23 protein-coding genes and 6 pseudogenes are annotated in these 25,623 nt (G+C 57.1%); 12 read left to right on the top strand and 17 right to left on the bottom strand.

What is annotated here, in order from left to right; all coding sequences use genetic code 11:
• The 4 genes from MJ122_RS27945 to copD form a co-directional block, all read left to right on the top strand.
• Positions 1-770 (top strand): multicopper oxidase domain-containing protein (locus MJ122_RS27945; protein WP_239746959.1); only part of this gene is annotated, 770 nt, incomplete at its 5' end.
• A 129-nt stretch (positions 771-899) separates the two neighbouring features.
• The gene (locus MJ122_RS27940; protein WP_239746966.1) at positions 900-1,784 is read left to right on the top strand and encodes a copper resistance protein B; all 885 of its coding nucleotides are present in this window, start codon (positions 900-902) and stop codon (positions 1,782-1,784) included.
• Between the two features lie 69 nt (positions 1,785-1,853).
• Positions 1,854-2,240, top strand: coding sequence for a copper homeostasis periplasmic binding protein CopC (gene copC, locus MJ122_RS27935; RefSeq protein ID WP_239746958.1), 387 nt, complete (start codon positions 1,854-1,856; stop codon positions 2,238-2,240).
• A 3-nt stretch (positions 2,241-2,243) separates the two neighbouring features.
• Entirely contained in the window at positions 2,244-3,182 is a 939-nt protein-coding gene (gene copD, locus MJ122_RS27930) for a copper homeostasis membrane protein CopD (protein WP_239746957.1), read from the top strand.
• A gap of 293 nt (positions 3,183-3,475) precedes the next feature.
• On the opposite strand, the pseudogene MJ122_RS27925 reads toward copD, so the two are convergent.
• The 4 genes and pseudogenes from MJ122_RS27925 to MJ122_RS27910 all read right to left on the bottom strand — a co-directional run.
• A pseudogene (locus tag MJ122_RS27925) lies at positions 3,476-3,676 on the bottom strand (IS66 family transposase); the annotation flags it as partial.
• 61 nt (positions 3,677-3,737) lie between these two features.
• A complete protein-coding gene (gene tnpB / locus MJ122_RS27920; RefSeq protein WP_239746956.1) occupies positions 3,738-4,073 on the bottom strand; it encodes an IS66 family insertion sequence element accessory protein TnpB in 336 nt (111 codons plus the stop codon).
• A complete protein-coding gene (locus MJ122_RS27915) occupies positions 4,070-4,411 on the bottom strand; it encodes a transposase (protein ID WP_239746955.1) in 342 nt (113 codons plus the stop codon). Before MJ122_RS27915 ends, tnpB begins: the two co-directional genes overlap by 4 nt.
• A gap of 88 nt (positions 4,412-4,499) precedes the next feature.
• A pseudogene (locus tag MJ122_RS27910) lies at positions 4,500-5,020 on the bottom strand (IS5 family transposase); the annotation flags it as partial.
• Positions 5,021-5,216: 196 nt separating this feature from the next.
• Here MJ122_RS27910 and MJ122_RS27905 point away from each other — a divergent pair.
• From MJ122_RS27905 to MJ122_RS27895, 3 genes and pseudogenes are all read left to right on the top strand, one after another.
• Positions 5,217-5,423, top strand: a complete 207-nt coding sequence (locus MJ122_RS27905) for a co-regulatory protein PtrA N-terminal domain-containing protein (RefSeq protein WP_239746954.1) — start codon at positions 5,217-5,219, stop codon at positions 5,421-5,423.
• 176 nt (positions 5,424-5,599) lie between these two features.
• The gene (locus tag MJ122_RS27900) at positions 5,600-6,316 is read left to right on the top strand and encodes a class I SAM-dependent methyltransferase (RefSeq protein WP_239746953.1); all 717 of its coding nucleotides are present in this window, start codon (positions 5,600-5,602) and stop codon (positions 6,314-6,316) included.
• A gap of 76 nt (positions 6,317-6,392) precedes the next feature.
• Positions 6,393-7,401 (top strand): annotated as a pseudogene (locus tag MJ122_RS27895) (IS30 family transposase).
• Between the two features lie 601 nt (positions 7,402-8,002).
• Here MJ122_RS27895 and MJ122_RS27890 read toward each other — a convergent pair.
• Positions 8,003-9,325, bottom strand: coding sequence for an OprD family porin (locus MJ122_RS27890; protein ID WP_239746952.1), 1,323 nt, complete (start codon positions 9,323-9,325; stop codon positions 8,003-8,005).
• Between the two features lie 390 nt (positions 9,326-9,715).
• Between MJ122_RS27890 and MJ122_RS27885 the strand changes: the two genes are divergently transcribed.
• Both MJ122_RS27885 and MJ122_RS27880 read left to right on the top strand, forming a co-directional pair.
• On the top strand, positions 9,716-10,390 hold the full coding sequence (locus MJ122_RS27885; RefSeq protein WP_239746951.1) for a heavy metal response regulator transcription factor: 675 nt from the start codon (positions 9,716-9,718) through the stop codon (positions 10,388-10,390).
• Positions 10,387-11,766 (top strand): heavy metal sensor histidine kinase, encoded by a 1,380-nt coding sequence (locus MJ122_RS27880; protein WP_239746950.1) that lies wholly within the window; start codon positions 10,387-10,389, stop codon positions 11,764-11,766. The genes MJ122_RS27885 and MJ122_RS27880 overlap by 4 nt, the downstream gene beginning before the upstream one ends.
• A gap of 896 nt (positions 11,767-12,662) precedes the next feature.
• Here the strand turns inward: MJ122_RS27880 and MJ122_RS27875 are convergent.
• Positions 12,663-12,830, bottom strand: coding sequence for a co-regulatory protein PtrA N-terminal domain-containing protein (locus MJ122_RS27875; RefSeq protein ID WP_239746949.1), 168 nt, complete (start codon positions 12,828-12,830; stop codon positions 12,663-12,665).
• Between the two features lie 140 nt (positions 12,831-12,970).
• Here MJ122_RS27875 and MJ122_RS27870 point away from each other — a divergent pair.
• Positions 12,971-13,282, top strand: a pseudogene (locus MJ122_RS27870) (ATP-binding protein); the annotation flags it as partial.
• Positions 13,283-13,461: 179 nt separating this feature from the next.
• On the opposite strand, the pseudogene MJ122_RS27865 reads toward MJ122_RS27870, so the two are convergent.
• A pseudogene (locus MJ122_RS27865) lies at positions 13,462-13,575 on the bottom strand (hypothetical protein); the annotation flags it as partial.
• The gene (locus MJ122_RS27860; protein WP_239746948.1) at positions 13,572-13,910 is read right to left on the bottom strand and encodes a S24 family peptidase; all 339 of its coding nucleotides are present in this window, start codon (positions 13,908-13,910) and stop codon (positions 13,572-13,574) included. The gene MJ122_RS27860 and the pseudogene MJ122_RS27865, both read right to left, overlap by 4 nt.
• 54 nt (positions 13,911-13,964) lie before the next feature.
• Here MJ122_RS27860 and MJ122_RS27855 point away from each other — a divergent pair, with 54 nt between their 5' ends.
• Together MJ122_RS27855 and MJ122_RS27850 are read left to right on the top strand one after the other, a co-directional pair.
• A complete protein-coding gene (locus MJ122_RS27855) occupies positions 13,965-14,249 on the top strand; it encodes a transposase (protein WP_239746947.1) in 285 nt (94 codons plus the stop codon).
• Positions 14,185-14,853 (top strand): annotated as a pseudogene (locus MJ122_RS27850) (IS66 family transposase); the annotation flags it as partial. The gene MJ122_RS27855 and the pseudogene MJ122_RS27850, both read left to right, overlap by 65 nt.
• Before the next feature lie 481 nt (positions 14,854-15,334).
• Here MJ122_RS27850 and MJ122_RS27845 read toward each other — a convergent pair.
• The 9 genes from MJ122_RS27845 to MJ122_RS27805 form a co-directional block, all read right to left on the bottom strand.
• A complete protein-coding gene (locus tag MJ122_RS27845; protein ID WP_239746946.1) occupies positions 15,335-18,505 on the bottom strand; it encodes an efflux RND transporter permease subunit in 3,171 nt (1,056 codons plus the stop codon).
• The gene (locus MJ122_RS27840) at positions 18,502-19,983 is read right to left on the bottom strand and encodes an efflux RND transporter periplasmic adaptor subunit (protein ID WP_239746945.1); all 1,482 of its coding nucleotides are present in this window, start codon (positions 19,981-19,983) and stop codon (positions 18,502-18,504) included. Before MJ122_RS27840 ends, MJ122_RS27845 begins: the two co-directional genes overlap by 4 nt.
• Positions 19,980-21,233, bottom strand: coding sequence for a TolC family protein (locus MJ122_RS27835; RefSeq protein ID WP_239746965.1), 1,254 nt, complete (start codon positions 21,231-21,233; stop codon positions 19,980-19,982). Before MJ122_RS27835 ends, MJ122_RS27840 begins: the two co-directional genes overlap by 4 nt.
• A gap of 97 nt (positions 21,234-21,330) precedes the next feature.
• Positions 21,331-21,663, bottom strand: coding sequence for a hypothetical protein (locus MJ122_RS27830; protein ID WP_239746944.1), 333 nt, complete (start codon positions 21,661-21,663; stop codon positions 21,331-21,333).
• Between the two features lie 218 nt (positions 21,664-21,881).
• Positions 21,882-22,541, bottom strand: a complete 660-nt coding sequence (locus tag MJ122_RS27825) for an isoprenylcysteine carboxylmethyltransferase family protein (RefSeq protein WP_239746943.1) — start codon at positions 22,539-22,541, stop codon at positions 21,882-21,884.
• Positions 22,538-22,813: a DUF2933 domain-containing protein gene (locus MJ122_RS27820; RefSeq protein ID WP_239746942.1), complete on the bottom strand. Its 276-nt coding sequence runs from the start codon at positions 22,811-22,813 to the stop codon at positions 22,538-22,540. The genes MJ122_RS27825 and MJ122_RS27820 overlap by 4 nt, the downstream gene beginning before the upstream one ends.
• A 25-nt stretch (positions 22,814-22,838) precedes the next feature.
• Positions 22,839-23,303 carry a hypothetical protein gene (locus MJ122_RS27815; protein ID WP_239746941.1) on the bottom strand — a complete coding sequence of 155 codons (465 nt, stop codon included), beginning with the start codon at positions 23,301-23,303 and terminating at the stop codon, positions 22,839-22,841.
• Between the two features lie 156 nt (positions 23,304-23,459).
• A complete protein-coding gene (locus tag MJ122_RS27810) occupies positions 23,460-24,479 on the bottom strand; it encodes a beta-propeller fold lactonase family protein (protein ID WP_239746940.1) in 1,020 nt (339 codons plus the stop codon).
• Between the two features lie 220 nt (positions 24,480-24,699).
• On the bottom strand, positions 24,700-25,386 hold the full coding sequence (locus tag MJ122_RS27805; protein ID WP_275590855.1) for a cytochrome c biogenesis protein CcdA: 687 nt from the start codon (positions 25,384-25,386) through the stop codon (positions 24,700-24,702).
• Between the last annotated feature and the right edge of the window lie 237 nt (positions 25,387-25,623).

Genomic DNA, 25,623 nt, shown 5'->3' with positions numbered 1-25,623 from the left:
TCACCATGGACGATATGGGGATGGGAGGCATGGACCATGGGAGCATGGCGGGCATGGATATGTCCGGGATGGATCATGGCGACATGGCGGGCATGGATATGTCCGGGATGGATCATGGCGACATGGCGGGCATGGATATGTCCGGGATGGATCATGGCGACATGGCCGGTATGGATATGTCCAGCATGGACCATGGCAGCATGGCTGGCATGGACCACAGCCAGATGCAGGGAATGGGGGCACAAATGCAATCCCACCCTGCGTCCGAAGCCAATAACCCCTTGGTCGACATGCAGACTATGAGCCCTACAGCAAAGCTCAACGACCCAGGTATTGGCTTGCGCAACAATGGCCGGCGCGTGCTGACCTATGCCGATCTAAAGAGCACATTCGATGACCCTGACGGACGAATCCCATCCCGAACCATCGAGCTTCACCTGACCGGCCACATGGAGAAGTTCTCCTGGTCGTTCGATGGCATTGAGTTCGCTGATGCCAAGCCGCTACTCCTCAAGTATGGCGAGCGTGTTCGTATCACCCTGGTTAACGACACCATGATGACGCACCCCATCCATTTACATGGCATGTGGAGTGATTTGGAGGATGAACAGGGCAACTTCATGGTGAGAAAGCACACTATCGACATGCCGCCGGGGTCGAAGCGCAGCTATCGCGTAACGGCCGACGCGCTCGGTCGCTGGGCCTATCACTGCCACCTGATGTATCACATGGAGCTGGGCATGTTCCGTGAAGTGCGAGTGCAGGAATAGGAGAACAGCATGGCCCTCGAACAGACCCGCAGCCCCGTTTTGGCTGGTATTGCAATCCTTGGGATGAGTTTGCTCCCTTTGACAGGCGCCCGTGCTGAAGAGCCGATGCAAGGCATGAACGGCTCCCAGATGCAGGGGATGGATCATTCTCAGATGCAGGGAATGGACCACTCCCAGATGCAGGGTATGGATCACTCCCAGATGCAGGGCATGGACCACTCCCAGATGCAAGGGATGGATCATTCCCAGATGCAGGATACGGACTACTCCGATATGCAAGGGATGCAGCCCGCTGCCCCAACGGAAAGCCGTACGCCAATTCCTGTGCTAACCGATGCTGATCGTGCCGCTGTGTACAAAGGCAGCATGGACCACCATATGGGACAAGCACTTAACTCCCTGTTCGTCATAGATAAGTTGGAGTGGCAGGACGCGGATCAAGGTAGTGCCCTCAGTTGGGAAGCCAACGGTTGGGTCGGCGGCAATATCGATCGCCTATGGCTGCGCTCCGAAGGCGAGCGAGTCAATGGGGTTACCGAGAATGCCGAACTGCAGGCCCTGTGGGGACACTCCATCGGCCCTTGGTGGGATGTGGTCGGCGGCGTGCGACAGGACTTCAAACCTGGTTCGCCACAAACCTGGGCAGCCGTTGGTATCCAGGGGTTGGCCCTGTATGACTTCGAAACCCAGGCAACTGCGTTCCTGGGGGAAGGTGGCCAAAGCGCTCTGAGGCTCGAAGGGGATTACGACATCCTCTTGACCAATCGCTTGATCCTTCAGCCGACGGCCGAAGTGAACCTCTACGGCCGGAATGACCCGCAACGCGGTACCGGGTCCGGCATCTCGGATTCAGAAATCGGACTGCGGCTTCGATATGAGATCGTCCGAGAGTTCGCGCCCTACATAGGCGTCACTTGGAACCACCTCTACGGAAAAACAGCAGACTACGCCCGCGAAGAGGGGGATGACTCCAGCGAGGCGCGATTGGTCCTCGGTGTACGTATGTGGTTCTAACAGGCTATTTCACCCCTTCTGTGTTTCTTCCTAAATAAACATAGCGGTTTAAGCCGCGAGGAGTCTTGCATGCAAAATCTCAAAACGTTCGCCGTCATGGCTGCGCTCGGCGCGGGAATGCTGCTGAGTGCGGCAGCCCAGGCACACCCCAAGCTGCTTTCCTCCTCGCCTGCTGAGGGGAGTGTCGTCGAGGCTCCGGCCAAGATCGAATTGCACTTCTCGGAAACGCTGCTGACTCAGCTCTCTGGCGCCAAGCTCGTCATGACTGAAATGCCTGGCATGTCTCACTCCTCCCCCATGGGCGTGAAGGCTGCTGTCTCGGGCAGCACCGATCCGAAAGTGATGCTCATCACGCCGGCAGCTCCTCTCACCACCGGTACTTATAAGATCCAATGGCGGGCCGTTTCTTCTGATACGCACCCGATTACTGGCGCTGTAACCTTCAAGGTGAAGTAAGTCATGGGCGACCCCGTCACTATCGCTCTACGCTTCGCCCTGTATGTTGACCTGATTATGCTTTTCGGTTTGGCGTTGTTCGGCCTGTACAGCCTTAAGGGACAAGAACGGATCAGCGGGGCGGTATTCAACTTCGAGTCGATATTGGTGTGGGCCGCCTTGATCGGTACCTTGCTATCTGTAGCTGCAATGCTACAGATGGCTAAGGTGATGAGCGGTGTTTCCAACTTCTCCGAAATACATCGCCATATTTTAGAGATGATCATAACGGGTACCGATGTCGGCCTGACTTGGATAGTCAGGGTCGCGGCCCTCGTATTGGCTGCGATTGCCGCCCTGTTCAACAAGCGTGCGCCAACATTGAGTCTGCTGGCAGTATCCGCACTAGGTGCTATCGCCCTTGCTAGCTTGGCCTGGACAGGGCACGGCGCTATGGATGAAGGTATCTTGCGCTATGTGCATTTTACCAGCGACATTGTCCACCTTCTCGGTGCAGGAGGATGGCTGGGTGCCTTGGTAGCCTTCGTATTGCTACTCCGCTCCAAGAAACTTGAAGGTGAGCAGCATCTCCGCTTGTTGTCGCGAACGCTCACAGGTTTCGAGACGGCAGGAGCTCTGATCGTTATTAGCTTGACAGTTACTGGTATCGCTAATTACGTGCTAATAATTGGTCCGGAAATTGGTGGATTGGTAAAGAGCACCTACGGTTTTCTGTTGACAATCAAGGTTGCGCTCTTTGTTGCGATGCTGGTGCTTGCAGCAGCAAACCGCTATCACCTCAGTCCTTTGCTAGATCGGTCGTTGCAGACTGGTAGTTATGCTCCTGCAATCAATGCGCTACAGCGCAGTATCATTCTTGAGTTCGCGGTGGCGATCGTCATCGTCAGTCTCGTTGCCTGGTTCGGAACACTGAGTCCTGAAATGGACATGGCTGTCGAGTGATATTGAACATAACTGTGTGCAAGCGGAACTCAGCGTGTTTGGGGGTCGCGTGCAGAGCGTCTAAGGATGGTCTGAAGTAGCCCGACATTTCCTGAGCGCTTCACCATCAGCGATTTCAAAAACGACGGCAGGTCAAAATACGATCAAGTCCGTCGCTTGTTTCATGCTTTTGGCTGCTGCGAGCACCTCGCAGCAGCCATTTTCCGCATTACAGGCGCACCTCTCCTGCGCTGACCAGCAAATGTCGGCGGGCCATCCACAGATTCGACAGGGCAAATAGCGTCACCATTTGCCTCGCTGCGTTTGGCGAACTTGTGACGTTTGAGCAGAGCGATCTCGTGGGTCAGCTGTTCGTTGACCGTTTCGATGCGCTGGATCTTCTTGCCCATCGTGTCGACCTGCTGGCCCAGCGAATCGACTTGCGACATCAACTGCGCGGCCAGTGCGCGCAATTGGTCAGGGGTCATCTGGTCGAGGTTGGGCGAGGAGGTCATGCCGCTGATTGTGCCAGAGCCGGCGGTCAGCGCAGATAAACTAATGGGCTAATGGCGGGTGCTACAGCACTGTGATCGCGCCGGCTGCACCGACCCGCTGCCAGGGTAGACCGAGTACCAAGGCCTGAAGTTGCTCGGTGTCGAGTTCGACTTCCGTGCCGTGCCGGATGCCTGGCCAGTGAAATTTGCCCTGGTTCAAGCGCCGCGCAGCCAGCCAGATACCCACGCCGTCATGCACCAGGACTTTCATGCGGTTGGCGCGGCGGTTGGCAAACAGGTAAGCACAGTGCGGCTTTGCCGCACCGAACACGGCCAGCACCCGCGCCAACGCGGTGTCAGTGCCGGCGCGCATGTCCATCGGCTCAGTGGCGAGCCAGATGGTGTCAATGCGGATCATTGCAACAGCTCACGCATGAACCGGGCACACCCTTCGGCATCTGCTGCCGGCCAATGCACGGTCAAGGTCGTACGGCGATGCGGAATCTCGATACGGATCTCTGCCCGACCGGAAACCACTGATTGACTGGGCGGCTCCAGCGTTAACGGCAGAAATGCAGGTAGTGTTTCGGTCGACGCTTGGCAGGCCGCCAACCTTCGCCATTGATGAACCACATTGGCATTGATGCCGTGGCTCAGGGCCACACTGGCAACCGAGGTATCAGGCAGACTGCATTCCTGCACAATTTGCGCCTTGAAAGCCTTGGAATAAGAACGTCGTTGCCTGATTTCCTGCATGAGAGCCTTGAGATCGTGTCCACGATAATTAGATGGACACTATCTCTTAGCTTGGCGAGGTCGAACCAGACGGGATGCCCGGACGGTTACCAAAGTAGTACTGGTTGCCCTTCTTGGTCTGGTGCATTTCCGGGTCACGCTTGCCGTCCTGGTTCTTGGTCGAACTCGGCGCATGGATCAGCGTGGCATCGACGATGGTGCCCTGGCGCAGCGACAGACCTCGATCCCCCAGATAGCCATTGATCACGCCCAAGATGCCGGCTGCCAGTTCATGTTTTTCCAGCAGGCGACGGAAGTTGAGGATCGTGGTTTCGTCTGGAATACGCTCCAGGCTCAGCCCAGCAAACTGGCGCAGGATGGTGGTCTCGTAGAGCGCTTCCTCCATCGCCGGATCGCTGTAGCCGAACCAGTTTTGCATCAGATGCACGCGTAGCATGGCCATCAACGGATAGGCCGGACGGCCCCTTCACCCTTCGGGTAGTGCGGTTCGATCAGGGCCACTAATCCCTTCCACGGCACCACCTGATCCATCTCGATCAGGAACAACTCCTTGCGGGTCTGCTTACGCTTGCTGGCGTACTCGGCGTCGGCGAAGGTCAACTGCTTCATCGAAAAACTCGGGCAACAGGATCGGCGTATTTCACCAGAAACAGGAAGTCTTCTTCAGTTTCCCTAAGTGGCGGCTGAGAGATTACTAAAATGTAATTTTGGCTTCAGCCTCCCAACAGTATGCTCTGGCTACTATGTCCTTGAGCACAATGCTCAAACCGTCAAGTGGCGGAAAAATATTAGCAAGGACCAATATATGAAATCGTTCAAAACTCTTTTGGCAATTGCTGCTTTTGCTGCTTCTTCTCTTGCAATGGCCGAGAGTGGCGGTGATCGCACCTTTGCCAAGATGGAACAGATGCGCCAAAACTTCGCTGGAGGCGCTCAAATTTCTCAAGAGCAGAAGGTCACTTCTCCAGTGGCAGAGTCAAACATAAAGGCAGATGAACACAGCAAGTGCTAAGCCACTTCGCTGTTTCTTGCGCCGTCACGCCTGTCGTGCACTGATGGGTATGCGCCTAGGTGCCGATGGGGCGTGAAGAGGGAGTCATACGATGAGGCCGCCAAAAGAATTTGCTATCCAGATGTAGCGAAATGGCACCCATCCAGACTGGCATCCTCAATCACAGGATAGAGAAAATGAGCCAAAAAACCGAGTCAGATAAACTGATTACGGTCGAGGACTGGGACCAAAAATGGCAAGAAATTTTTGACCATTACCAGAATGATATTCGCCACGCTTACTATATTGATGCTGTCCGAAAAAACCATGAGAGGCGGGTGTTGGAGATCGCCGCCGGTAGCTTCCGCGATATCGTACAGCTAACGAAGCGAGGCGTTGAAGGCTACGGAATTGATTTTTCTCCGGAGTCAGTCGCGCGGGCCAAAAAGCTCTATCCTGTACTCCAGGATCGTTTCTCGGTGATGAGTGCTTTTAATTTACAGTACCCGGATAAACATTTTGATATCAGTTATCACAATGGTTTCTGGGGCTATTTTTCAAATGAAGAGATTGATCTGATGGCGCAGGAGCAAGTGCGCATCACCAAGGGAAAAATTATTGTTACCGTGCATAACGCTCACAATCAGTCATTTGTTAATTATTTCAACTCGAAAAAAGAGAGTGACTCACTGTTTAATATTCGCTTCTTCACCCACGATCAGATGCACGAGATTCTCGGTAAAGTCTCCCGTAAGGTGACCATTATTCCGGTTGGAAAGGGCAAAAAAACCCATGAGGACTGGTTTATCCGTCACGGCTTACACAACCCGTTACTGATAAACAGCATATTCAAGTGGTCCGGCACTCGTTACCTCGAACGCAGTGAGCGTCTGATGTGCATTGCTGAAGTGTAGCGGCATAATTGCAGCAGTAATAGGCGGTGGCGGGAAAAATTGAGTGCAACACTTGGCCTTTCGCTACGGTGCTGCCATGACACACCACGAACTCTCCCTTGAAGAACGATCCACAATTCAGGTTAGCCCAGAGCCGAAGGTATGAGCTAACGCCAGATCACCCAACGGTTGAATCGTAGTCCTTCGACCATCAGCCGTGAAATCCAGCGCAATCGCAGCGCACACGTGCAGTATCTGCCCCGAGTGGCACAACAGTCGTGAAGCCAACGTCGTCTGCGGTGCGGTTCGCAAAAGAAGCTGGCGCCCGGCAACGAACGCTTTGAACTGGTCGTCCACGCCGCTGCGTCAGCGATTGTCTCCCGAACAAATTTCCGGCAAGCATGCGCCACATGAACATTCCCCGCCTTCGATATGCCTACGTCTGTCGCGAGACGATCTGCAACGCCATCGATGCTCTGCCAGTCGGTAAATTACGGAAGGAGCTGATCATCTGTCCGCGCCAGGACAAGAGTACGCAACGACCACGTTCTGCTGGGGTGGATCGACGCGGACAGGTCCCGGAGAGGGTCGGCATCCATATGCGACCACCGGAGGTGGAAGATCGCGTGATGCCGGGCACTGGGAGGGCGACTTGATCAAAGGCAATGCGAATGCCTCGGCAGTGGGTACCTTGGTGGAGCGCAGCAGTGGCTACCTGATGTTGGTGAAGCAACGGCGACCTCGGTGCTGGCGAGCTTCAGCGCGGCGCTCAATCGGATGCCGCTGGTAGCGCGTAAGAGCCTGACCTACGTCCATGGTCGCGAGATGGCCCGGCATGCCGAGAACACTCAGAAGACCGAGGTGGCCATCTACTTCTGCGATCCGTAAAGTCTATGGCTGCCTGGCAGTAACGAGAATATCAACGGATTGATTCGCCAGTCTTGCTCAAGGGCACCGATCTTTCAGTCTACAGCCAGGAAAATCTGGAGGCTATTGCCTACGAGCTGAATATTCGGCTACGCAAGCGCTTCGAATTTAAGTGTTCCATCGAGGTTATGAGTGAACTGATGATGAGACATTATGAGGCGCCTACGTCAATCCAATAGTCGTGTTGCCCTCAGAGTCGGAAACCGCCCCTGAGGGCAAGGTAGAAGTTATTCGAAAACTCAAGCAACAGCCCCGGCTCGCAATGGCCGGAGACGGCGTTAATGGCGCTCTAGCGATGGCCTACGCCTGCGTAGGTTCTGCGATGTGGGGCGTAGTGCCGGATGTGGCTCTGTTGTCGGGTTGAGTTGATATTCTCAATTGTGAAAGCCATCGTCTGCCTGGGGCTAGTGGCGATACTGCCTTATTTGGACTGGGAATAAGTCCACGAGGGGGGGCTGCTGGTCGTTTTCAATGCGTTGCGGCTACTGGTACGCCGAGATACTTCCAAGGGCTAACCCAGGACTGGTCGAAAGTTCGAGGTCTGCACTTCGGAGGTAATTTTAGTGCATAAAAAAAGGCGCCCGATAAGGGCGCCTAATAAATTCACCTCTTCCAAAGGAGCAATTAAGCTTCAAAGGTGAACTCTAGGGTGGAGTCCGGTCTTTCGACCGCTCGTAGATAATGCCGAAAAGCGTAACCAAAAATCAAGCTGCACAGAAACTATACTGACTAATTGTTAACGAGAAGATGGATGGAACATTAAGAATTTGTCATTTTTCTCTAAAGTACCGACAATGGATATTCTACGATCAGACGAGTCTCATCCAGATCAGATTCGAACTGAGTTGCGCGAGTAGTCGCTTGACGCAGACGGAACGACAGATCCTTGAATTGCCCAGACTGCACTACATACTTAGCTTCGATGTCACGTTCCCAGCGCTTCTGGTTGGTCAGTGGATTGCCGTCAGCGTCGCGGCGCATGTAGACGGCGTTGGCATTGGAGTAGTCGATATCGCTGCCGCGACCGTAACGGGTCATGAATGTTAGACCGGGAACGCCGTATGTTTTCATGTCGAGGTCGTAGCGAGCCATCCAGGACTTCTCTTTGGGTGAGTTGAAGTCGCTGTACTGGATGGAGTTATCGAGGAAGATCGAGTCCGACTGTCGGAGGTAGTCGAAATCATCGTCGCCGTTGTTGCGCTGATGAGAAACAGAGACGGTATGAGCGCCAAACTGTAGGCCAACCTTGCCCGCCCAAATATTGTTGTTGAACTCGCCGAGCAGCTTTTTGCCTTCGTCCACGGCCTTGTAGTAGTTGAAATCACCGATCAGCGTCAACTCGTCGGACAGGGGGTAGGTCAGATAGGCACCAAAGTAATGCTGGTTCCAAGCATCCTTCAGGCGGCTGGTATAGAGACTCACGCTGACATTCTTGTTGATCGCGTAGTCGCCGCCAGCGTAGGCAACCCAAGGCGAGTCCACAGGGCCAGCATAGAAGGTGGCGAACTGGTCCCGCATGTCGCTGGAGGTAGGCTGGCTCATGGCGTGCAAGCGGCCACCTTGAAGGGTTAGACCATCAAAGCTGGTGTTGCTCATCGTCACGCCACGGAAGGACTCGGGTAGTAGGCGTGAATCGCCGTAGGCCACCACTGGGGTCGCCGGAAAGACGTCACCCACTTTGAGCTCGGTGTCGAATGCGCGAGCTTTCAACGCTCCGCCCACCTTGGTGAATTCGTCACGCGCTTTACCTTCACTGTCCACCGGCATCATATCGAAGGAGCTGCGGCCACCGTTGCGCCCATCGCCAGTGTCCAGCTTCAGGGCGATCATGGCGAAGGCGTCGACGCCCACACCAACAGTGCCCTGGGTGTAGCCCGACTCAAACTTGCTGTTGATGGCATGAGCCCAGGTTTCTGAGTAACCAGCCCCGCCCGGGGCGGTTTCACCGTTGCGGTTGTCACGGTTGAAGTACATGTTTCGATTCAGGATCGTAAGCTTGCTGCCCTCGACGAACCCTTCCTCCGCTTCCGCAGCATTAGCCAGTGGGCTGATGCAAGTGAGCGCGGAGAGGGTCACGAGGGATATGGATAGAGTACGGGACATGATTGCTCCATGGTCAATGGCTGTTCTTGTTGGTCTATCAACACCACTGTTTTTTTTTCAGAGAAAGCGTGCTGGTGTTCGCGGCCTATGCTTACTGGCCATGTCTGACCGTAGGATTAGCGGTTGATTACAATTTTGAAAGAATCGACCTTATCACTTCTTTCCTACGTCCCCGTGGTTATCACTCAAGTGATGGAAAGATTACAAATTTGTAGGGTTTATCGAAAGTGGGCCCTCTTGCGCTATAATCGGCCAACGACTCATTCCTGGACTTCGGCGTTCGTCTGCCATATCCGAATGCGACCAGTCATTGAAAATGACACTACGCACCTGGCATCAAAGTTTCGATCAGCCTCGCGCTCCAGCCCTTAACGTTTTAGAGTGTCTCTCATGCGAGTACTTGTTGTCGAAGATGAAGACAAAACTGCATCCTATATTAAACAGGGGCTCACTGAAAGCGGATATATCGTCGATTGCGCCTCGAATGGCGTAGATGCTTTGCATTTGTTTGGCCATAACAATTACGAACTGATTTTGCTCGATGTAAATATTCCCAATATCGACGGTTGGGGAGTGCTTGAATGCATCCGCAAAATTAGCCGTGTTCGCATCCTTATGCTCACCGGGCGCAGTCGCCTGAACGATCGAATCAAGGGCTTGGACGCCGGCGCGGATGACTACCTGAGCAAACCATTCGAATTTCCCGAACTTCTGGCTCGCGTACGGGCCCTGATGCGTCGGGGCGATACGCTGGTAGCAGGTCCGACATTAAGGGTTGCCGACCTTGAGCTGGATCCAGGTCGACATCGTGCATTTCGAGGTGACCATCGGATAGAGCTGACCACCAAGGAGTTCGCTCTTCTGCAATTACTGATGAGCCGGGCTGGCGAAGTTCTCAGCCGGACGCAAATTATTTCTCTAGTTTGGGACATGAACTTCGACTGCGATACCAACGTCATCGACGTATCCATTCGCAGGCTCCGTGCGAAGGTCGATGACCCCTTCGAATCGAAGCTAATCCATACCATACGAGGCGTCGGCTATGTACTCGAGGACCGTACATGAGTCTCGCCACTCGGCTAGGTGTCAATGTGAGCCTGATGACAGCCATACTGGTCGCCGCTCTGTGGGTGGCATACTACTTCCTACTCGCGCAAGGGTTGGAGCATTCTGTGAGGACAACGCTCGGCGCGAAAATGGTCAGCGTTGCCCATAGCATTTCAGAGATTAATGAAATCGCCGAAATTCACAATGAACCTCACATCCTGATGGATTTTGCGTTGGGACATACCAATATGTCCCTCAACATCTACACGCCGTCTGATAGCAAAAAAAGCCTGTTGGCCATCGGCACCATGAAGATCGATTTCAATCCTCCGTTGCTGGATCTTGGGCGAGACCTAAATTTCTACGAATGGCGAGACAAACTTGGTCGCCCGATGCTGAGCGTTGCGCAGGCACTGAAAATCAAGGATGGCAGCCCGGTGGTTGCGTATCTGACGATCGACAGAACGTCGGACCAAGAGCTACTCAGATCGATTTTTCGCACGGGGCTACTTGCCTATCCCTCCGTAGTGCTACTGATCCTTCTTCTTGCTTGGTGGACGGTTAAGCAGGGACTCAAGCCGCTGAATAGTTTTTTGCGTGTTGCCTCGAAAGTCTCGACCGAGAGTCTCGAACATCGCCTGCCTACTGATCATTTGCCTGTTGAACTGCACAACCTCGCCGAAGGCATCAACCTCATGCTCAATCGGCTGGACAGTGGTGTGCAGCAGTTGTCACAGTTCTCTGATGATCTCGCCCATGAACTGCGCGCTCCGATCACCAATCTGATGGGAAAGGCACAAGTTGTGCTGACGCGCACTCGCTCTTCTGAAGAATATCGAGAGGTGCTCGAATGTTGCACCGAAGAGCTTGACCGTCTGACGCGCATCGTCGCCGACATGCTGTTTCTCGCCCATGTCAGCCATCCACTGGAACTAGTGCATTTCGAACGAGTGAGCCTGCGGGACGAGGCTGAACGGGTAAGCGATCTTTTCAGCCTTTCCGCCGAAGAGTTCGGCGTTAGACTACTGATTGAGGGCGGAGGCATAGTTAACGGTAATCGTCTGATGATCCAGCGGGCGATCTCCAATCTCCTATCCAATGCCATTCGCTATTGCCCTTCGGGTTCAGCAGTGATAATTCGTATTGGCGCATACGGTCCGAGAATTCGTTTGAGCATCAGCAATCCTGGAAAGGGAATTCCTGCTGAACACCTACCCCACCTTTTCGAACGCTTCTACCGAGTTGACAAGAGCCGTGCTCGCAGTGAAGGTGGAATCGGTCTCGGCCTTGCCATAGTGCGTTCCATAATGATGTTGCACCACGGCACTGCTAACGTCGAAGTTGCCTTGGACCGAGTCACCACCTTCCATCTCGTCTTCCCAGTTCATCGCTGAAATCCAGCCTAGCTGAAAGAGTTCTTTCAAGTCGTGCCCCAAGTATGCTTGGATTTCTGCCCTCTAAAAACACTCTGTCCGATTCGTTGGTGGATCAAGCAAACGACTTCGTTTTTGCTAGACCGAGTCGGATGCGGCTCAGTTACCTCCAAAGCTGAGCACCGCCACTTTCGATAGCTGGCCGCTTGGATAGAAACCTTCAAAGTGAAACCAGATTCTCCCCACGTATTTCGTGCCTGCAAACGGTCGTGCCAGGAATAAATATGTCGAAATTTTCACTGATCTTTCACCGCTTCGGTAATGGGCTGAAGGTATAAATGACAGTCGCAATGTCCCCCCGCAGCGGCTGATTTTCTCCAGCCCTTTTTCTTTCCAGTGCTGGAGACTTGAGCTCTCCCGTGCTGCCCCCATAGATCATCAGCTTGGAGGTGCCGTTTTTTTGGGGGAGGCAAATGAATGACCTTGGCCACATCTATCTTCATTTCAAAACGATAATCCTCCACCTCAGGAATGGCCTTTCCTGGCGTCTCCACATATTGACTAACGGCCAGATAGTTGAGTGTTTTAACCGCTTCGGCATAGGTAGAAAATGCCTGTCTCGGCAGAATTATGGCAGTGATTCAGATCGCTTTGAAAGGTTCGATTTGCTCATCGCTTGTCTCCTTTCGAGTTTTCAACACGATATGAGACAAGGGCTGACCAGAGCATGGCGGGCGACCTACACTAATGAAACGTCCCTCCTACGTCGGGACTCTAGGAGGCTTGATTAGCGTGATCGAACAATAGCAACACGGCCACTCCCCTGCCGGATCGCGACCGCTCGGCGTGCAATGACGGAGGAGTACTCGACCTGATAAAAAACTAGCCGCTGTACCTATTCCGTAGGGGGATTTCGCTCAGTTCTTTGGGGTTTCGACCTGAGTTGGTGCTTGCTGCGCAGCTTTCATTGCCTGCTGACGAGCCTGCTCCATGCGGGCGAAGGTAATGTCACCGCCACCCTCAGCAAAGGCGATAGAGGATGTGCCGAGCAGAGCGACAATCAGAAGAACACTTTTGACTTTCATGGAGTGCCTCATGGATGTTGTCCGAGGATGACAACATCATAAGGCTTATTGTTTAACGGCATGCTGAGAGAAAAATGACGATTTGGTAATGAACAGAATAGTGCTGCTCACAGGTTGCGAATGATATCTCGAATACGCACAACCGCGCGGTGATGGGCCCTCGACTGCTGGTAATCGACGAGATTGGGTACCTGCCTTTTGGCCGCGACGAAGCCAACCTGTTCTTCAACGTCGTCGCCCGGCGCTACGAGCGAGGCAGCATGATCCTCACCAGCAACCTGCCGTTCACCCAGTGGGCCGGGACCTTCCCGAACGACCAAACGCTGACGGCGGCGATGCTAGACCGCCTGCTTCACCACGCACACATCGTGCAGATATCTGGCGAAAGCTATCGCCTCAAGGACAAACGCAAGGCCGGTACAGGCCCTTCCCAAACTCGAAAAATCTCTTAACCAAGAGACCCAGTGGGGTCATTTTTCAATCGGCGAAAAAAACCTCCAGGGGGTCACTTTTGAGTCGGCGTTGACAGCTACGAATGGAGTCCCTTTTTGAGGCCTGGAACGATTGTTCCAGAGCAGTTCAGAAGGAAGCGCGGACTGTACAGGATCTACTAATGATTACTACCCCTCAGATCGTTGTTGCTCAGCACCACCACCGGCCGGCCGCGCAGGTCGGGGCGGAACAGTCTCTCGCAAGAGACATAGAAATTGTTGCAGTCGACCAGAGCGAAGACCTGGCGCGTCATGCCGCAACTAGGCCACGGCAAACGATGCTGGTTACCACCCCGAACACTTCGAGGTCTTCCTCCGGCTGGAGGCGGATATCGGGGTAGTCCGCGTTCGCGGCGCGCAGCACCGGTATGCCGCCTTCGAACATCAGCACCTTGGCGGTGAACTCACCGCGCACCACCGCGACGACCACCTGGCCCTGCCGGGCTTCAATCGAGCGATCGACTACGGCGATATCCCCATCCAGGATGCCCAGATCGCGCAGACTGTCGCCTCGAATACGCACTAGGTACGTCGCTGCAGGGTATGCGTCCGGCCAACACATCTTCCTGACGCAACCGCCGAAGGCCATGGTGTCCACCTAATTTAAGTGGACACCATTTCTGGCCCATCAAGCGGATTTTCCATGCACCCTCAGCGCTGTACCTACAGCAAATCTTTCAAGGCCCAGGTCATTCAAGAGTGTTCTGAACCTGGTGCCTCCATCGCAAACATCGCCTTGGGCTACAGCCTCAATGCCAACCTCGTCCACAAATGGATTCGGCTGCACACCCAGAAAACTACGGCTATCCAGCCAGCATTCATCCCGCTGCCACCTCAAATGCTCGGCTCGGGATCGCATGCTCAGCCGTGCTGGCGAGCATGCGCGCAACTTCCTGCAAAAGTGGAAGGGCAAACTGGTCTGCGATGATTTCGGCGGTTACAAAGCCAGCTTCGAACTGGGCGTGACTGAAATCGGCTGCATGGCCCATGCCCGGCGCAAGTTCTTCGAGCTGCATGCGACCCACAAGAGCACGCTGGCTGAACAGGCCTTGCGCTACATGCAGGCGCTGTACGAGATCGAGGGTGAAATCAAGGATCTGGAACCGGACTTACGCCGCCGAATACGGCAAGAAAAGGCGGTACCAGTGATGGATGCATTGCACGCCTGGATGGTCGCCCTGCGCAATATCGTGCACAACAGTTCGGCCACTGGCAAAGCCCTGGATTACAGCCTGAAACGCTGGACGGCTCTGACTCGATATCTCGAGGACGGCGCTGTGCCCGTGGACAACAACTGGATCGAGAACCAGATCCGCCCCTGGGCCCTGGGGCGCTCGAACTGGTTGTTTGCCGGGTCGCTACGCAGCGGCAAACGGGCAGCGGCGATCATGAGCTTGATCCAGTCAGCACGCCTCAACGGGCATGATCCGTATGCCTATCTCAAGGATGTGCTGACGCGGCTGCCGACGCAGAAGGCCAGAGCGCTGGCCGAGTTACTGCCGCACAACTGGATATCCGCCGACAAGGTGTAATGCCCGTTCGCTTACACTCCAGCGCAGCTGCGCTGGGAGCAATCGACCGCACAGGGTATGGTCCGCGAGCCGCCAAACTCGAGCTGGCACGCGACCAGGTGCATGGACCAGCCGCTGCGCCACCCACTGGCCGCAGCGGGGTCCTGATCAAAAACCAAGCGGAACATTAGGCCCGCAAAAACAAGAGGTTATAGAGCGAATGTCCTAATTTTCCGTTATCTCGGCACAACCCCTGATTCAGGCGCCAAGGGCCAGCCTCCATTCCAAAGGAGCACCTCAGGAGGCTGGCGAACACAATTCCAGTTCCACCACTTGGTACTGGAACTTCGGCAAGCTGAGTCCATGCCTGCAAATGACTGGTGCGAGATCACCTGCTATGCATCGAGCCGGCCAGTTCTACCGCAACTGCTACGCCGGCTCGATTGAGCCGAAATTCGCCTCCCTGCTTCAGTGTGGACCAGCAACACGACAGACATGGCAGTCAGAGCTTTCTTCCTATAGTTGCTCCCTGGCGCTCGGTGGCTACGGCCGTGAGGTGCCGGCGCCGCATCAGGCAGTAGGCGGCCGGCAGGACAAACAACGAAAGCAAGGGTGCAGTCACCATGCCGCCAACCATCGGCGCGGCGATGCGGCTCATGATCTCGCTGCCGGTGCCGCTGCCCCAGAGGATCGGTAACAGGCCAGCGATGATCACTGCCACCGTCATGGCCTTAGGCCGAACACGATGCACGGCACCTTCGCGAATCGCCGCGAGCAGACCCTCCTCAGTAACCTCTCCGGCATCTTCGCGTTCGGCCCAGGCATTTTTCAGATAGAGCAGCATGATCACGCCGAACTCGGCGGCGACGCCGGCCAGGGCAATGAAGCCGACGCCGGTGGCCACTGATAGGTTGTAGCCGAGCACATAGAGGAACCACATCCCTCCGGTCAGGGCGAAGGGCAAGGTGACCATGATCAGCAAGGCCTCATCGAACCGAGCAAAGGTCAGGTAAAGCAGGACGAAGATGATCACCAGTGTGGCCGGCACCACCAGCTTGAGCCGAGCATTGGCCCGTTCGAGAAACTCGAACTGCCCTGAGTAGGTGAGGCTCATCCTCGGCTTCAGCTCAACCTGTTCACTGACGACCTTGCGCAGATCGGCCACCACCGAGGCAATATCCCGACCACGCACGTCGATATACACCCAGCCGGAGGGCCTGGCATTTTCGCTTTTCAGCATGGGTGGACCGTCGGTGGTCTTGATCCTGGCTACCATGCCCAGGGTGATTTGCAGGCCCTGCGGAGTGAAGATCGGCAGCTGCTCCAGAGCCTCTGGCGAATCCCGCCACTCCCGTGGGTAGCGTACGCTGATCGGGAAGCGCGCCAAACCTTCAATAGTTTCACCGATGTTCTCGCCGCCGATGGCACTAGCCACGATGGACTGGACGTCAGCGATGTTTAGCCCATAGCGCGCGGCGGCCTGGCGGTCGATGTCGATATCGACGTAGCGGCCACCGGTAAGGCGCTCGGCCAACGCCGAGCTGACACCTGGCACTGTCTTGGCGACCTGTTCCACCGCCTGGGTAACGGCATCGATGTGCGCCAGGTTGGGACCGGCGACCTTAACCCCAATCGGGCTTTTGATCCCGGTGGCGAGCATGTCGATACGGTTGCGGATCGGCGGAACCCAGATGTTGGACAGCCCCGGCACTTTCACTACCCGATCCAGCTCTTCCACCAGCTTTTCCGGGGTCATGCCAGAGCGCCACTCTTCACGCGGTTTGAACTGGATAGTGGTCTCGAACATCTCCAACGGCGCCGGGTCGGTGGCCGTCTCCGCACGGCCTGCCTTGCCAAAGACGTGTTTGACTTCCGGTACCGTCTTGATCAGGCGATCGGTCACCTGCAGCAGCTGACTGGCCTTCTGTGCAGACAGGCCCGGCAGTGCCGAGGGCATGTAGAGCAAGTCACCTTCGTCCAGGGGTGGGAGGAACTCACCGCCCAACCGCGAGATCGGCCACAGGGCGCTGACAAAGACCACTACAGCCAGCGCCAAGGTCAGCTGGGGATTGCGTAACACCCACTCCAGTGCAGGCGCGTAAATTCGGATCAGTCCGCGATTCAGCGGGTTCTGCTCTTCTTTGGGAATGCGCCCACGAATCCAGTAGCCCATCAGCACCGGAACCAAGGTCACCGACAGCCCGGCAGCTGTGGCCATGGCGTAGGTCTTGGTGAAGGCCAATGGCCCGAAAAGGCGGCCCTCCTGCGCTTCCAGGGTGAACACCGGGATAAAGGACAGGGTGATGATCAGCAGGCAGAAGAACAGCGCCGGCCCGACCTCGGCGGCAGCATCGGTCATTACCTGCCAATGATGCTGGCCCTTCAGCTCCTCGCCTGGGTGTTTGGCATGCCACGCCTCGATCTTCTTGTGGGCGTTCTCGATCATCACCACCGCGGCGTCCACCATGGCGCCGATGGCGATGGCGATGCCGCCTAGGGACATGATGTCGGCATTGATCCCTTGCTTCTGCATGATGATGAAGGCGATGAGCAAACCGATCGGTAGGGAGATGATCGCCACCAGCGAAGAACGCAGATGCCAGAGGAACACTGCGCAGACCAAAGCGACTACGATGAACTCCAGCAGCAGCTTGTGGCTGAGGTTTGTCACCGCGCGATCAATCAACAGGCTACGGTCGTAGGTAGTGACGATTTCCACGCCGGCCGGCAGGCTTTTCTGCAGGTCGCCCAACTTGGCTTTCACCGCGCGGATAGTCTCGCGAGCGTTCTTGCCACTGCGCAAGATCACCACGCCGCCGACCGTCTCGCCCTCGCCATCCAGCTCGGTAATTCCGCGACGCATCTCCGGTCCTTGCTGAATGATTGCAACGTCGCCCAGGGTGACCGGCACACTGCCATTGACGAGCTTGAGCGGTACGGCGCGGAAATCGTCCAGCGATTTCAGGTAGCCGGTGGCGCGCACCATGAACTCGGCTTCAGCCATGGTCAGCACGGCCCCCCCGGTTTCCTGGTTGGCCTTACGGATGGCCTCGATCACTGCATCCTGGGTGATGCCCTGGCTGGCCAGACGTACAGGATCGAGCACCACCTGGTATTGCTTGACCATGCCGCCCACGGTGGCCACCTCGGCGACGTTGGGCAGCGTCTTCAGTTCGAACTTGAGGAACCAGTCCTGCAAAGCGCGCAATTGCGCCAGGTCGTGCCTGCCACTGCGGTCCACCAGGGCGTACTGGAAGATCCAACCAACCCCAGTGGCATCCGGACCCAACGCCGGTTTCGCGGTGGCCGGCAGCCGGCTCTGGATCTGGCTGAGGTACTCCAACACGCGGGAACGGGCCCAGTACAAGTCGGTTCCATCCTCGAAAATCACATAAACGAAGCTGTCCCCGAAGAACGAATAGCCCCGCACCGTTTTCGCCCCCGGGACCGAGAGCATGGTGGTCGCCAGCGGATAGGTGACCTGGTTCTCGACAATTTGTGGCGCCTGGCCCGGATAAGGTGTGCGGATGATCACCTGGACGTCAGAGAGGTCGGGCAGCGCATCCATCGGCATGTTCTGCACTGACCAGACGCCCCAGGCGGTGACGAACAGGGTGGCCAGTATGACCAGGAAGCGGTTAGCGACCGACCAGCGAATCAGTGCGGCGATCATGGCTGGCCTCCGAGCTTCTCCACACGCTCGACCACCAGACCACTGTCGGCCTGGCGCACCGTGACACGGACCTTATCACCAGCCTTGATGCCAACCATCAGGGTGGGCTCGGCCAGCGGGTAAGCCATGGTCATGCCCGGCATGCCCACTGTCTCGAATGGCCCATGGGCCAGGGTAACGCTGCCAGAGTCGAACGCCATGACCTGCGCTTCGGCTTCGTCTCGCACGGGGGCGGCAGTGGCGCTGGGCTTGCTTTCGGTGGGCGCGGTCAAGCCCTTGAGGCTAGCCTCGGAATCCAGCAGGAATTGCCCGGAAGCGACCACCTGCTGGCCTTCCTTGAGCCCTTGGGTCACCACGATGCGACCGGCGTTCTCTGGTCCCAGCCGGACTTCCACCGGCTGGTAGCGCCCACCGTCCTCGGCGAGCATGACCAAAGCGCGGCGGCCCGTGCGCATGACAGCTTCGCTGGATACCCACAGAACACTCTGCGCGGTGGAACGATTCAAACGGACCTGTGCCGTCAGGCCGGGGCGCAGGCGGCCATCGGGATTGGGCAATTCGACCCGTACCCGCAGTGTGCGACTGTCCGGGTTGGTTTCCGGCAGAATCGCATCGACTGTCCCGGCGAGCACTTCGCCAGGAAAGGCAGGCAGGCGTGCTTCGACCGCCTGGCCTTGCGCAATCGAGCCAGCTTCTGATTCTGGGACAGCAAGGCTCAGCCAGACGCTGCTCAGACCGTTGATCCGGGCCAGATTGGTGCCGGCCGCCACCGTCATGCCGGTGCGCACGTCCAGTTCCTGGATGACACCACTAATCGGACTGCTCAACGTCAGAATCGGTCGGGACTTGCCGCTGCGTTCGACCTGGCTGATCAGTGCCGCCGGCATGCCCAGGAGTTGCAGGCGCTGACGTGCTGCTGCCAACAGGGCGGCATCGCCGCTGTGTTTCAGCGCAAGGAACTCTTCCTGGGCTGCGGCCCAGTCCGGGATCAGTAGGTCCACCAGCGGCGCCCCGACCTTGAGCACATCCCCTGGCGCCCGGGCGTAGACCCGCTCGACGAAGCCGCCAGCACGTGCCTGGACCACCGCAACCTCACGTTCGTTGAGGGCCAGCACACCGACCACATCCAAGCTATTGGCGAGGGAGCCGCGAGTGACGGTGGCCAATCGCAGGCCCAGGTTCTGCGTCAGACTGGGGTCGATGCTAATGGCGGTGCTGTCGGCAGCTTCGTCGGCATACTTGGCCATCAGCTCCATGTCCATGAAGGGCGACCGACCCGGCTTGTCGAACTTCTGCTGCGGGTTCATGGGGTCGTACCAATACAGCACCTTGCGTCCCTCCTGAGCGGAAGTGGCGTGCTCGGCTGTCGCGTTGGAAGCGTCGTCCATGCCGGAGAAGGCGTACCAGTAACCGCCTGCTAACCCCAGGGCGATCGAGAGGCCGCTCAGCAGCGCACCTTTCCAGAATTGTGCGCTCATTGGTGACTCTCCCCGTAGGTGAAGTGGAGCCTGGCGCCGGTCAGGGCAAGCTGTCCCTCGACGTCGATGTGATTCAGACGTGCCTCAATCAGCTCGCGGCGCGCCGCAATAACGGAAGACAGGTCACCCGTGCCAGCGCGGTAGCTGGCCGTGGTCAGGTCAACCTTCTCTTTCGCCAGCGGCAGCAGGCTGTCCTGGCTGCGACGGACCGAGCGGTTCAGGCGCTCGTATTCAGCAAGGTCCGCTTCCAGCTGCTGGGCGCTTTCCCGCGTACGAGCTTCGCGCTCGGCCTCCAGTTGGTTGAGCTCGGCACGGCGGGCGGCGATCGTGGGGTTCTGCCGGGACCCTGGAAACAGCGGTAGGTCGAAGGTGAACTCCACGCTCACCATGTCGCCAAACTCACGGGCCCGGCGTTGGTAGTCGACCTCCCAGCTCCAGTCGGGCTTCTTCTCCGCCTCTGCCTCTCGCACTTTGGCTTCCGCCTCGCCGGTGATGTGCGCATAAGCCGCCAGCTCAGGATTGCGCTCCAGCTTGCCGGCATATTCCGAGGCCGCAATCGGCCAGACTGGCAGTTCGCCGACCAAAGGCTCGTCCGCGGCCGGGCCGATCCAGCGGCGCAGCGAAGCCCGTGCCGCAGTCTGCTGACGAACCAATTCGTCCTCCTGCTCAGCGAGTTGGGCCGCCTCTTGTTTCGCGGTCACCGCATCCGCTGCCTGGGCACGTCCCCCGGCAATTTGCGCGTTCACCGTGGTGACCAGGAGCCGATTCTCCCGGAACAACTCGCCAAAGAGCGCTTGCTTGCGCTCCACCGAATAACGGGTGATCCAGGCTTCAGCTGTGCCCTGGCGAACCTTCACACGCTCGATGCGGCCGTCGGCGGCTGCACGTTCGACGCTGGCCTGGGCGACTTCGCTGCGCGCCTGGCGCTTGTCGCGGTTGGGCATTTCCTGCATAACCCCGAGCACCTGCATGGTCATGCCGTCTTCCTTGAGCTTCCAGCTGCCGGGGCCGTCGATGGGATAGTTTTGCACGCCAAGGATCAATTTTGGGTCTGGCAGTTCGCCGGCAGGGATGGCAGCACTGCTGGCGGCTTGCAGTTTGTACGTCTGGGCGGCGAGCGATGGGGCGTTGCCCTCGGCCAGACGCAGGGCTTCATCGAGGGTCAAGTCGGTGGCGTGGCTGGGTGTGCCAATTACAAAGGCCAGCACGGCGGCGATCGGCCAGCCGGTGCGATAGCGTGTGAGGTTCATCATCACGATTCCTGTGAAGTTTCACTGCGCGGCGTACGGCACGCACGGAGATTAGCTGCGCCGCGTAAGCAGCGTAGCAGCCCGTAGGGAGCAGGAATCAAATGCGCGGGGGATGCCAGATGCTGGATGGTATCCGCTCAGGCAGGAAATCGCTGAGGGAGGTCGTGGCTACGGGGAAAGCCAGGTCCAAAACAGGCTTCAGGAATCTCACCTGCAGGATGCTGACGGTCTTGCATTCCAGGCCAGGCTTGCACAGCTTGCCGTGATCGGAATTTCCGTGACAGCAGTCCACGCCCATGTCCATCACTTTGCTCATGCTCGCGGACTTCATCGGGCAGGGCTCCGACGGCGACTGCTCGCCCGCCATCCCGTTGAAAGGAAGCGCAAAGCTAAACAGCAGGAGCAGACACAGGCGCAGGTAGCGTTGCATGTGGGGCAGTTTAGACCAGTTCTGGGGGCTAACAATTACGATTCTGTAAGGCTTGGAGAGCATTCGCCGAGGTTGATCGAGGGCTCCAAGTTGCCCATTTTTAGCGCTCGCGTCGGCCCCTTGCACCCGACAGAGGCCTCGTCTGCTCGTTCATGGAACTCTCACACACCGGACGTGGCTCTTGTGTGGCTCAGATCGAAGCTTTGCTGCTCCATACTTCAGCCTCCCTGACCCGCTTGGAACCCAGCTCGAAAGCGCGGAATGAACCTAGGTGTGGCACGGGCATAAGCGTCGTAGGCAACGCCAAACTCCTTGCGCATATCCCGCTCTTCGGTAACCGCCAAGCGTCCGTACATCACCAGCAGCACTGGGAACATCGCCAGCGTCAGCAAAGTGGGCCACTGAAGCAAAAAGCCTAGGAGAATTAGGACAAAAGCTACGTACTGAGGATGTCGAATCCAAGCATAGGGTCCAGCTGTGGCGAGAGAGTGTCGGCGTTGCGCGTGGTAGAGCACCTTCCACGCGGCCGAAAGCAGATAGAAGCCAAAGCCCAGGAATATGTAGCTGGCAATGTGCAGCGCACTGAAATGCGGATTGCCCTTATCACCCAGCAACGTCGACCACAGATGCCCGGCGTCGTGGGACAGCAGATCGAGGTTGGGGAACTTGGACTGCAACCAGCCTGAAAGCAGGTAAATCGTCAGCGGGAAGCCATACATTTCCACGAACAGGGCGACGATGAACGCGGAAAATGCACCGAAGCTCCTCCAGTCTCTGGCCGTCGTGGGTTTGAAGAAGCTGAAAGCAAACATGATGAAGATCGCGGAGTTGAGGAAAACCAGCGACCAGAGACCATATGCGGTTTCACCATGGTTCATGATGGGTCTCCTGGATTACGGGTATCGGACTTCCCAGAGGGGGCCGATTTGCTCTGGCCTGAGTGATGGTGCCCCCCGTGCCCGCGGTGCATGAAGACATGCATCAGTGGACAGGCGAGTAACAGCAGATACGGCAGGGCGCCGACCACATGGACCAGGTGCTCGGTCAGCAAGAAATAGCCGGCGACTCCACCGATCACCACAAGGCCGATTGCGTAGCGGGAACGCCAGAAGCTGGTTGGCGAGCTGTGTTCATCGGAATGATGGTTCATAGCGCCTCCTCGAAATGGTGAAGTGCTACTTCGACGGCGTGGAGGGCATACGGTCCATCATCATCTGCATCATGGATTCCATCATGTCCATGCGCTTTTCCATCATCTGCTGACGTGCGGCCATATCACCGTCCATATCCTTGCCGCCTTGCATTCCCCCCATACCCGACATTCCATCCCCCATGGACTTCATCATGGCCATGCCGTCCTTCATCAGCGCCATATGGTCGGCCATCAGCGCCTGACGCTCTTGTGGTGTTTTTGCTGCAGCCATCTTTTCGTGCATGGCTTGCATGGCCTTCATGTGCTGGTCCATCGCCGCCATCTGCCCTTTGTCCATTTGCTGGGCAGGGGGGATCTTTTCGGTGACCTCTGAACCAGCAGTATCGGCCGGGTGATGCGCCGAGTGTTCATCGGTGTTTTGCGCCATGGCCCCCAGAGACGCGGCAGCCAGGCAGAGTCCGATCAGCACATTGCGAACGTTAGACATCATCATCTCCTTAACCATGCTCGAAAATTTGTGTGGTGGCCTCAGCAACACGGCTATCGGTTGAGTCGTCGTCAGGTCGCTCGAACTTCGTTCAAGTGACCCCATCCATGCCTCAAGACTTGGTTTTGGTGCCACTCCCTACGGCATATCGAAGGGCTAGTTGGCCTTCGGCGGCTTGTAGCTGATCCCGTTCGGGCCAGCGCCGACCTTGTGCGTGCCAATGACCTTGCGGCTGTTCGTATCAATTACGGATACGGTGCCCGCTTCGATATTGCTGACAAACACATAAGCGCCATCTGTGCTGATGGCCACACCATGGGCGCCCTTGCCGGTGGTCAAGGTGCCAATGCTGCTGCGTGTTTGGGGATCGACGATGGAGACTCGATCGTCCGGATTCTGGCCACTGCCTTGGTTCGCGACATAGACCTGGCGGCCGTCAACGGTGGCCATCATCTGGATCGGGGTACGGCCCACATCAACCTTGCCGATCACCTTGCGTCCGGCTGTGTCGATGATGCCAAGCTGGTTCGCGGCACTGAGCGACACGAACGCCAGGCTTCCGTTGGGGGCAAAGCCTACCTGCACAGGACCTTTACCCACTGGAATTTGCGCGGTCTCCTTGAGCGTGGTGACATCGATAAGCGAGACGCTGTCGCTCCGCATATTGGCGACGTAGAGCGTTTGGCCATCTGGGCTCAAGCGCAGCCCATGGGGATAGCGCCCAGTCGGAATGCCAGTTAGTTCGACCCGCTGTTTCAGGTCGAAGACCCGCACCCGGTTGGCGGCGGAATCGGTAACAAAGGCGCGCTGCCCAGTTGAGTCGGTGACCACATGAGCCGGGTGATCGCCTGCCGGTAGGCTGAACTGCGGTCTATCCAGCGCGGCGGTACTGAATACCAGCAACTGTCCACTGGCCTTTTCACCACTCGAATGTCCGGCATGTCCGGATATCCCAACGACCAAAAGCAAGCTGCCATCGGGGGAAACCTGCACGTTGTGCGGGGAGATGGGTAAGGCGACCGTGCTGATCACGCCTGTATCGAGGTTTATCTGGCTAATGGACGCCGCCCGCTCGTTGGCGGTGTAGACGCTGCCAGTCGGGTTTGCCAGGGCAAGGCTCAGGTGTGCAGCAAGGGATATACCTAAGGCCAGAGAGGTAAACCGCTTAGCGATCATCGTGGTGTCTCCAACGAAGGACATGGTATTGAGCCAGACAGGCCTAAACCGATGCTCAAGCTAAGCGCCAATCGCGAAGTAGTTTGTTGATCGCGGTCAACGATCTCTACCAGGCTCGATACTGAGTGATCGAATGCGCACATGTTCTAGGGGAGTACCGCTAGCTAGCCGATCCTGCCGAGGATGGGAAACACCTCCAGCAGCCACCAGGCAAAGTCGGTCAACTGGCCCGTGACCATGGCCGCCCCATGAGAATCAGGATGACGCCAGCCCCTATGTGAATGACCCGACTCCAACGGCGAAGGCGTTTCAGGTGGGCAAGGAAGTGGTTGGTGAACAAGGCCGTCAGCAGGAATGGGAGCCCCAGGCCGAGCGAGTAGATAGACAGCAGTGCAACACCACTGGCGCCGGTACTGCCAGTGGCGGCACTCAGCGTCAGGATGCTGCCCAGGATCGGGCTGATACAAGGCGTCCAGCCGAAGGCGAAAGCGATTCCCAATACATAGGCCGCCAGCGGTCCTCCGCTGGACTTGAGCTGGTGGACGAAGCGCACGTCCATATTCAGCCAACGCGGGTTGATCAGACCGGTGATGAACAGGCCGAAGGCAATCACGATGATGCCGCCAACCAGGTTGGTTTCCTGCCGATAGGCGATCAGCAGCCGGCTGATGGCAGTGGCGCTGGCCCCCAGCGCGATAAAGATGGTGGAAAAGCCCAGCACGAAACTCAAGCTCATGCCGATCACCACAAGCCGTTCCCGGCGGCTTTCCAGAATCTGCAGTTCGTCCACCGAGCGACCGGCGATGAAGGACATATAGCCGGGTACCAAGGGCAGCACACAGGGCGACAGGAACGAGATCATGCCCGCGGCAAACGCGCTGAGGATGCCAATATCGCTACGGCTCATCGCGGACTATTTCCTCGGTGTGGTAGCTATCACTTCCTGCACAAACTCAATGACCTTCGGGCTGTCCCACTCGGCCGCACCGGCTTTACGGCCGAGTTCTCGACCCTCGCGGTCCAGCAGCAGGGTGGGCGGGCGGGTTGAGACCTTGGCAGCAAGAGGCACTGCGTCGCATCTTTGCGCGACCAGAGCTTCCTCAGGCTGACGTGGATGCCATCTTGCAACTGGTTCACGAGCAGG

This window comes from Pseudomonas sp. DP-17, assembly GCF_022380625.1.
GTDB lineage: Bacteria > Pseudomonadota > Gammaproteobacteria > Pseudomonadales > Pseudomonadaceae > Pseudomonas > Pseudomonas nitroreducens_A.
The sequence above is the reverse complement of the archived record's forward strand: the minus strand, read 5'-3'. Positions and strand labels throughout refer to the sequence as shown.

Coding starts and splice junctions, on each gene's coding strand:
- MJ122_RS27885 (WP_239746951.1), top strand. CDS start 9,716: ATGCGAGTACTTGTTGTCGAAGATGAAGACAAAACTGCATCCTATATT.
- MJ122_RS27900 (WP_239746953.1), top strand. CDS start 5,600: ATGAGCCAAAAAACCGAGTCAGATAAACTGATTACGGTCGAGGACTGG.
- MJ122_RS27815 (WP_239746941.1), bottom strand. CDS start 23,303: ATGTCTAACGTTCGCAATGTGCTGATCGGACTCTGCCTGGCTGCCGCG.
- MJ122_RS27810 (WP_239746940.1), bottom strand. CDS start 24,479: ATGATCGCTAAGCGGTTTACCTCTCTGGCCTTAGGTATATCCCTTGCT.
- MJ122_RS27880 (WP_239746950.1), top strand. CDS start 10,387: ATGAGTCTCGCCACTCGGCTAGGTGTCAATGTGAGCCTGATGACAGCC.
- tnpB (WP_239746956.1), bottom strand. CDS start 4,073: ATGATCCGCATTGACACCATCTGGCTCGCCACTGAGCCGATGGACATG.
- MJ122_RS27820 (WP_239746942.1), bottom strand. CDS start 22,813: ATGAACCATCATTCCGATGAACACAGCTCGCCAACCAGCTTCTGGCGT.
- copD (WP_239746957.1), top strand. CDS start 2,244: ATGGGCGACCCCGTCACTATCGCTCTACGCTTCGCCCTGTATGTTGAC.
- MJ122_RS27855 (WP_239746947.1), top strand. CDS start 13,965: ATGCACCCTCAGCGCTGTACCTACAGCAAATCTTTCAAGGCCCAGGTC.
- MJ122_RS27835 (WP_239746965.1), bottom strand. CDS start 21,233: ATGAACCTCACACGCTATCGCACCGGCTGGCCGATCGCCGCCGTGCTG.
- MJ122_RS27845 (WP_239746946.1), bottom strand. CDS start 18,505: ATGATCGCCGCACTGATTCGCTGGTCGGTCGCTAACCGCTTCCTGGTC.
- MJ122_RS27830 (WP_239746944.1), bottom strand. CDS start 21,663: ATGCAACGCTACCTGCGCCTGTGTCTGCTCCTGCTGTTTAGCTTTGCG.
- MJ122_RS27905 (WP_239746954.1), top strand. CDS start 5,217: ATGAAATCGTTCAAAACTCTTTTGGCAATTGCTGCTTTTGCTGCTTCT.
- MJ122_RS27825 (WP_239746943.1), bottom strand. CDS start 22,541: ATGAACCATGGTGAAACCGCATATGGTCTCTGGTCGCTGGTTTTCCTC.
- MJ122_RS27860 (WP_239746948.1), bottom strand. CDS start 13,910: ATGGCCTTCGGCGGTTGCGTCAGGAAGATGTGTTGGCCGGACGCATAC.
- MJ122_RS27940 (WP_239746966.1), top strand. CDS start 900: ATGCAGGGGATGGATCATTCTCAGATGCAGGGAATGGACCACTCCCAG.
- MJ122_RS27875 (WP_239746949.1), bottom strand. CDS start 12,830: ATGAAAGTCAAAAGTGTTCTTCTGATTGTCGCTCTGCTCGGCACATCC.
- MJ122_RS27890 (WP_239746952.1), bottom strand. CDS start 9,325: ATGTCCCGTACTCTATCCATATCCCTCGTGACCCTCTCCGCGCTCACT.
- MJ122_RS27915 (WP_239746955.1), bottom strand. CDS start 4,411: ATGCAGGAAATCAGGCAACGACGTTCTTATTCCAAGGCTTTCAAGGCG.
- MJ122_RS27805 (WP_275590855.1), bottom strand. CDS start 25,386: ATGAGCCGTAGCGATATTGGCATCCTCAGCGCGTTTGCCGCGGGCATG.
- MJ122_RS27840 (WP_239746945.1), bottom strand. CDS start 19,983: ATGAGCGCACAATTCTGGAAAGGTGCGCTGCTGAGCGGCCTCTCGATC.
- copC (WP_239746958.1), top strand. CDS start 1,854: ATGCAAAATCTCAAAACGTTCGCCGTCATGGCTGCGCTCGGCGCGGGA.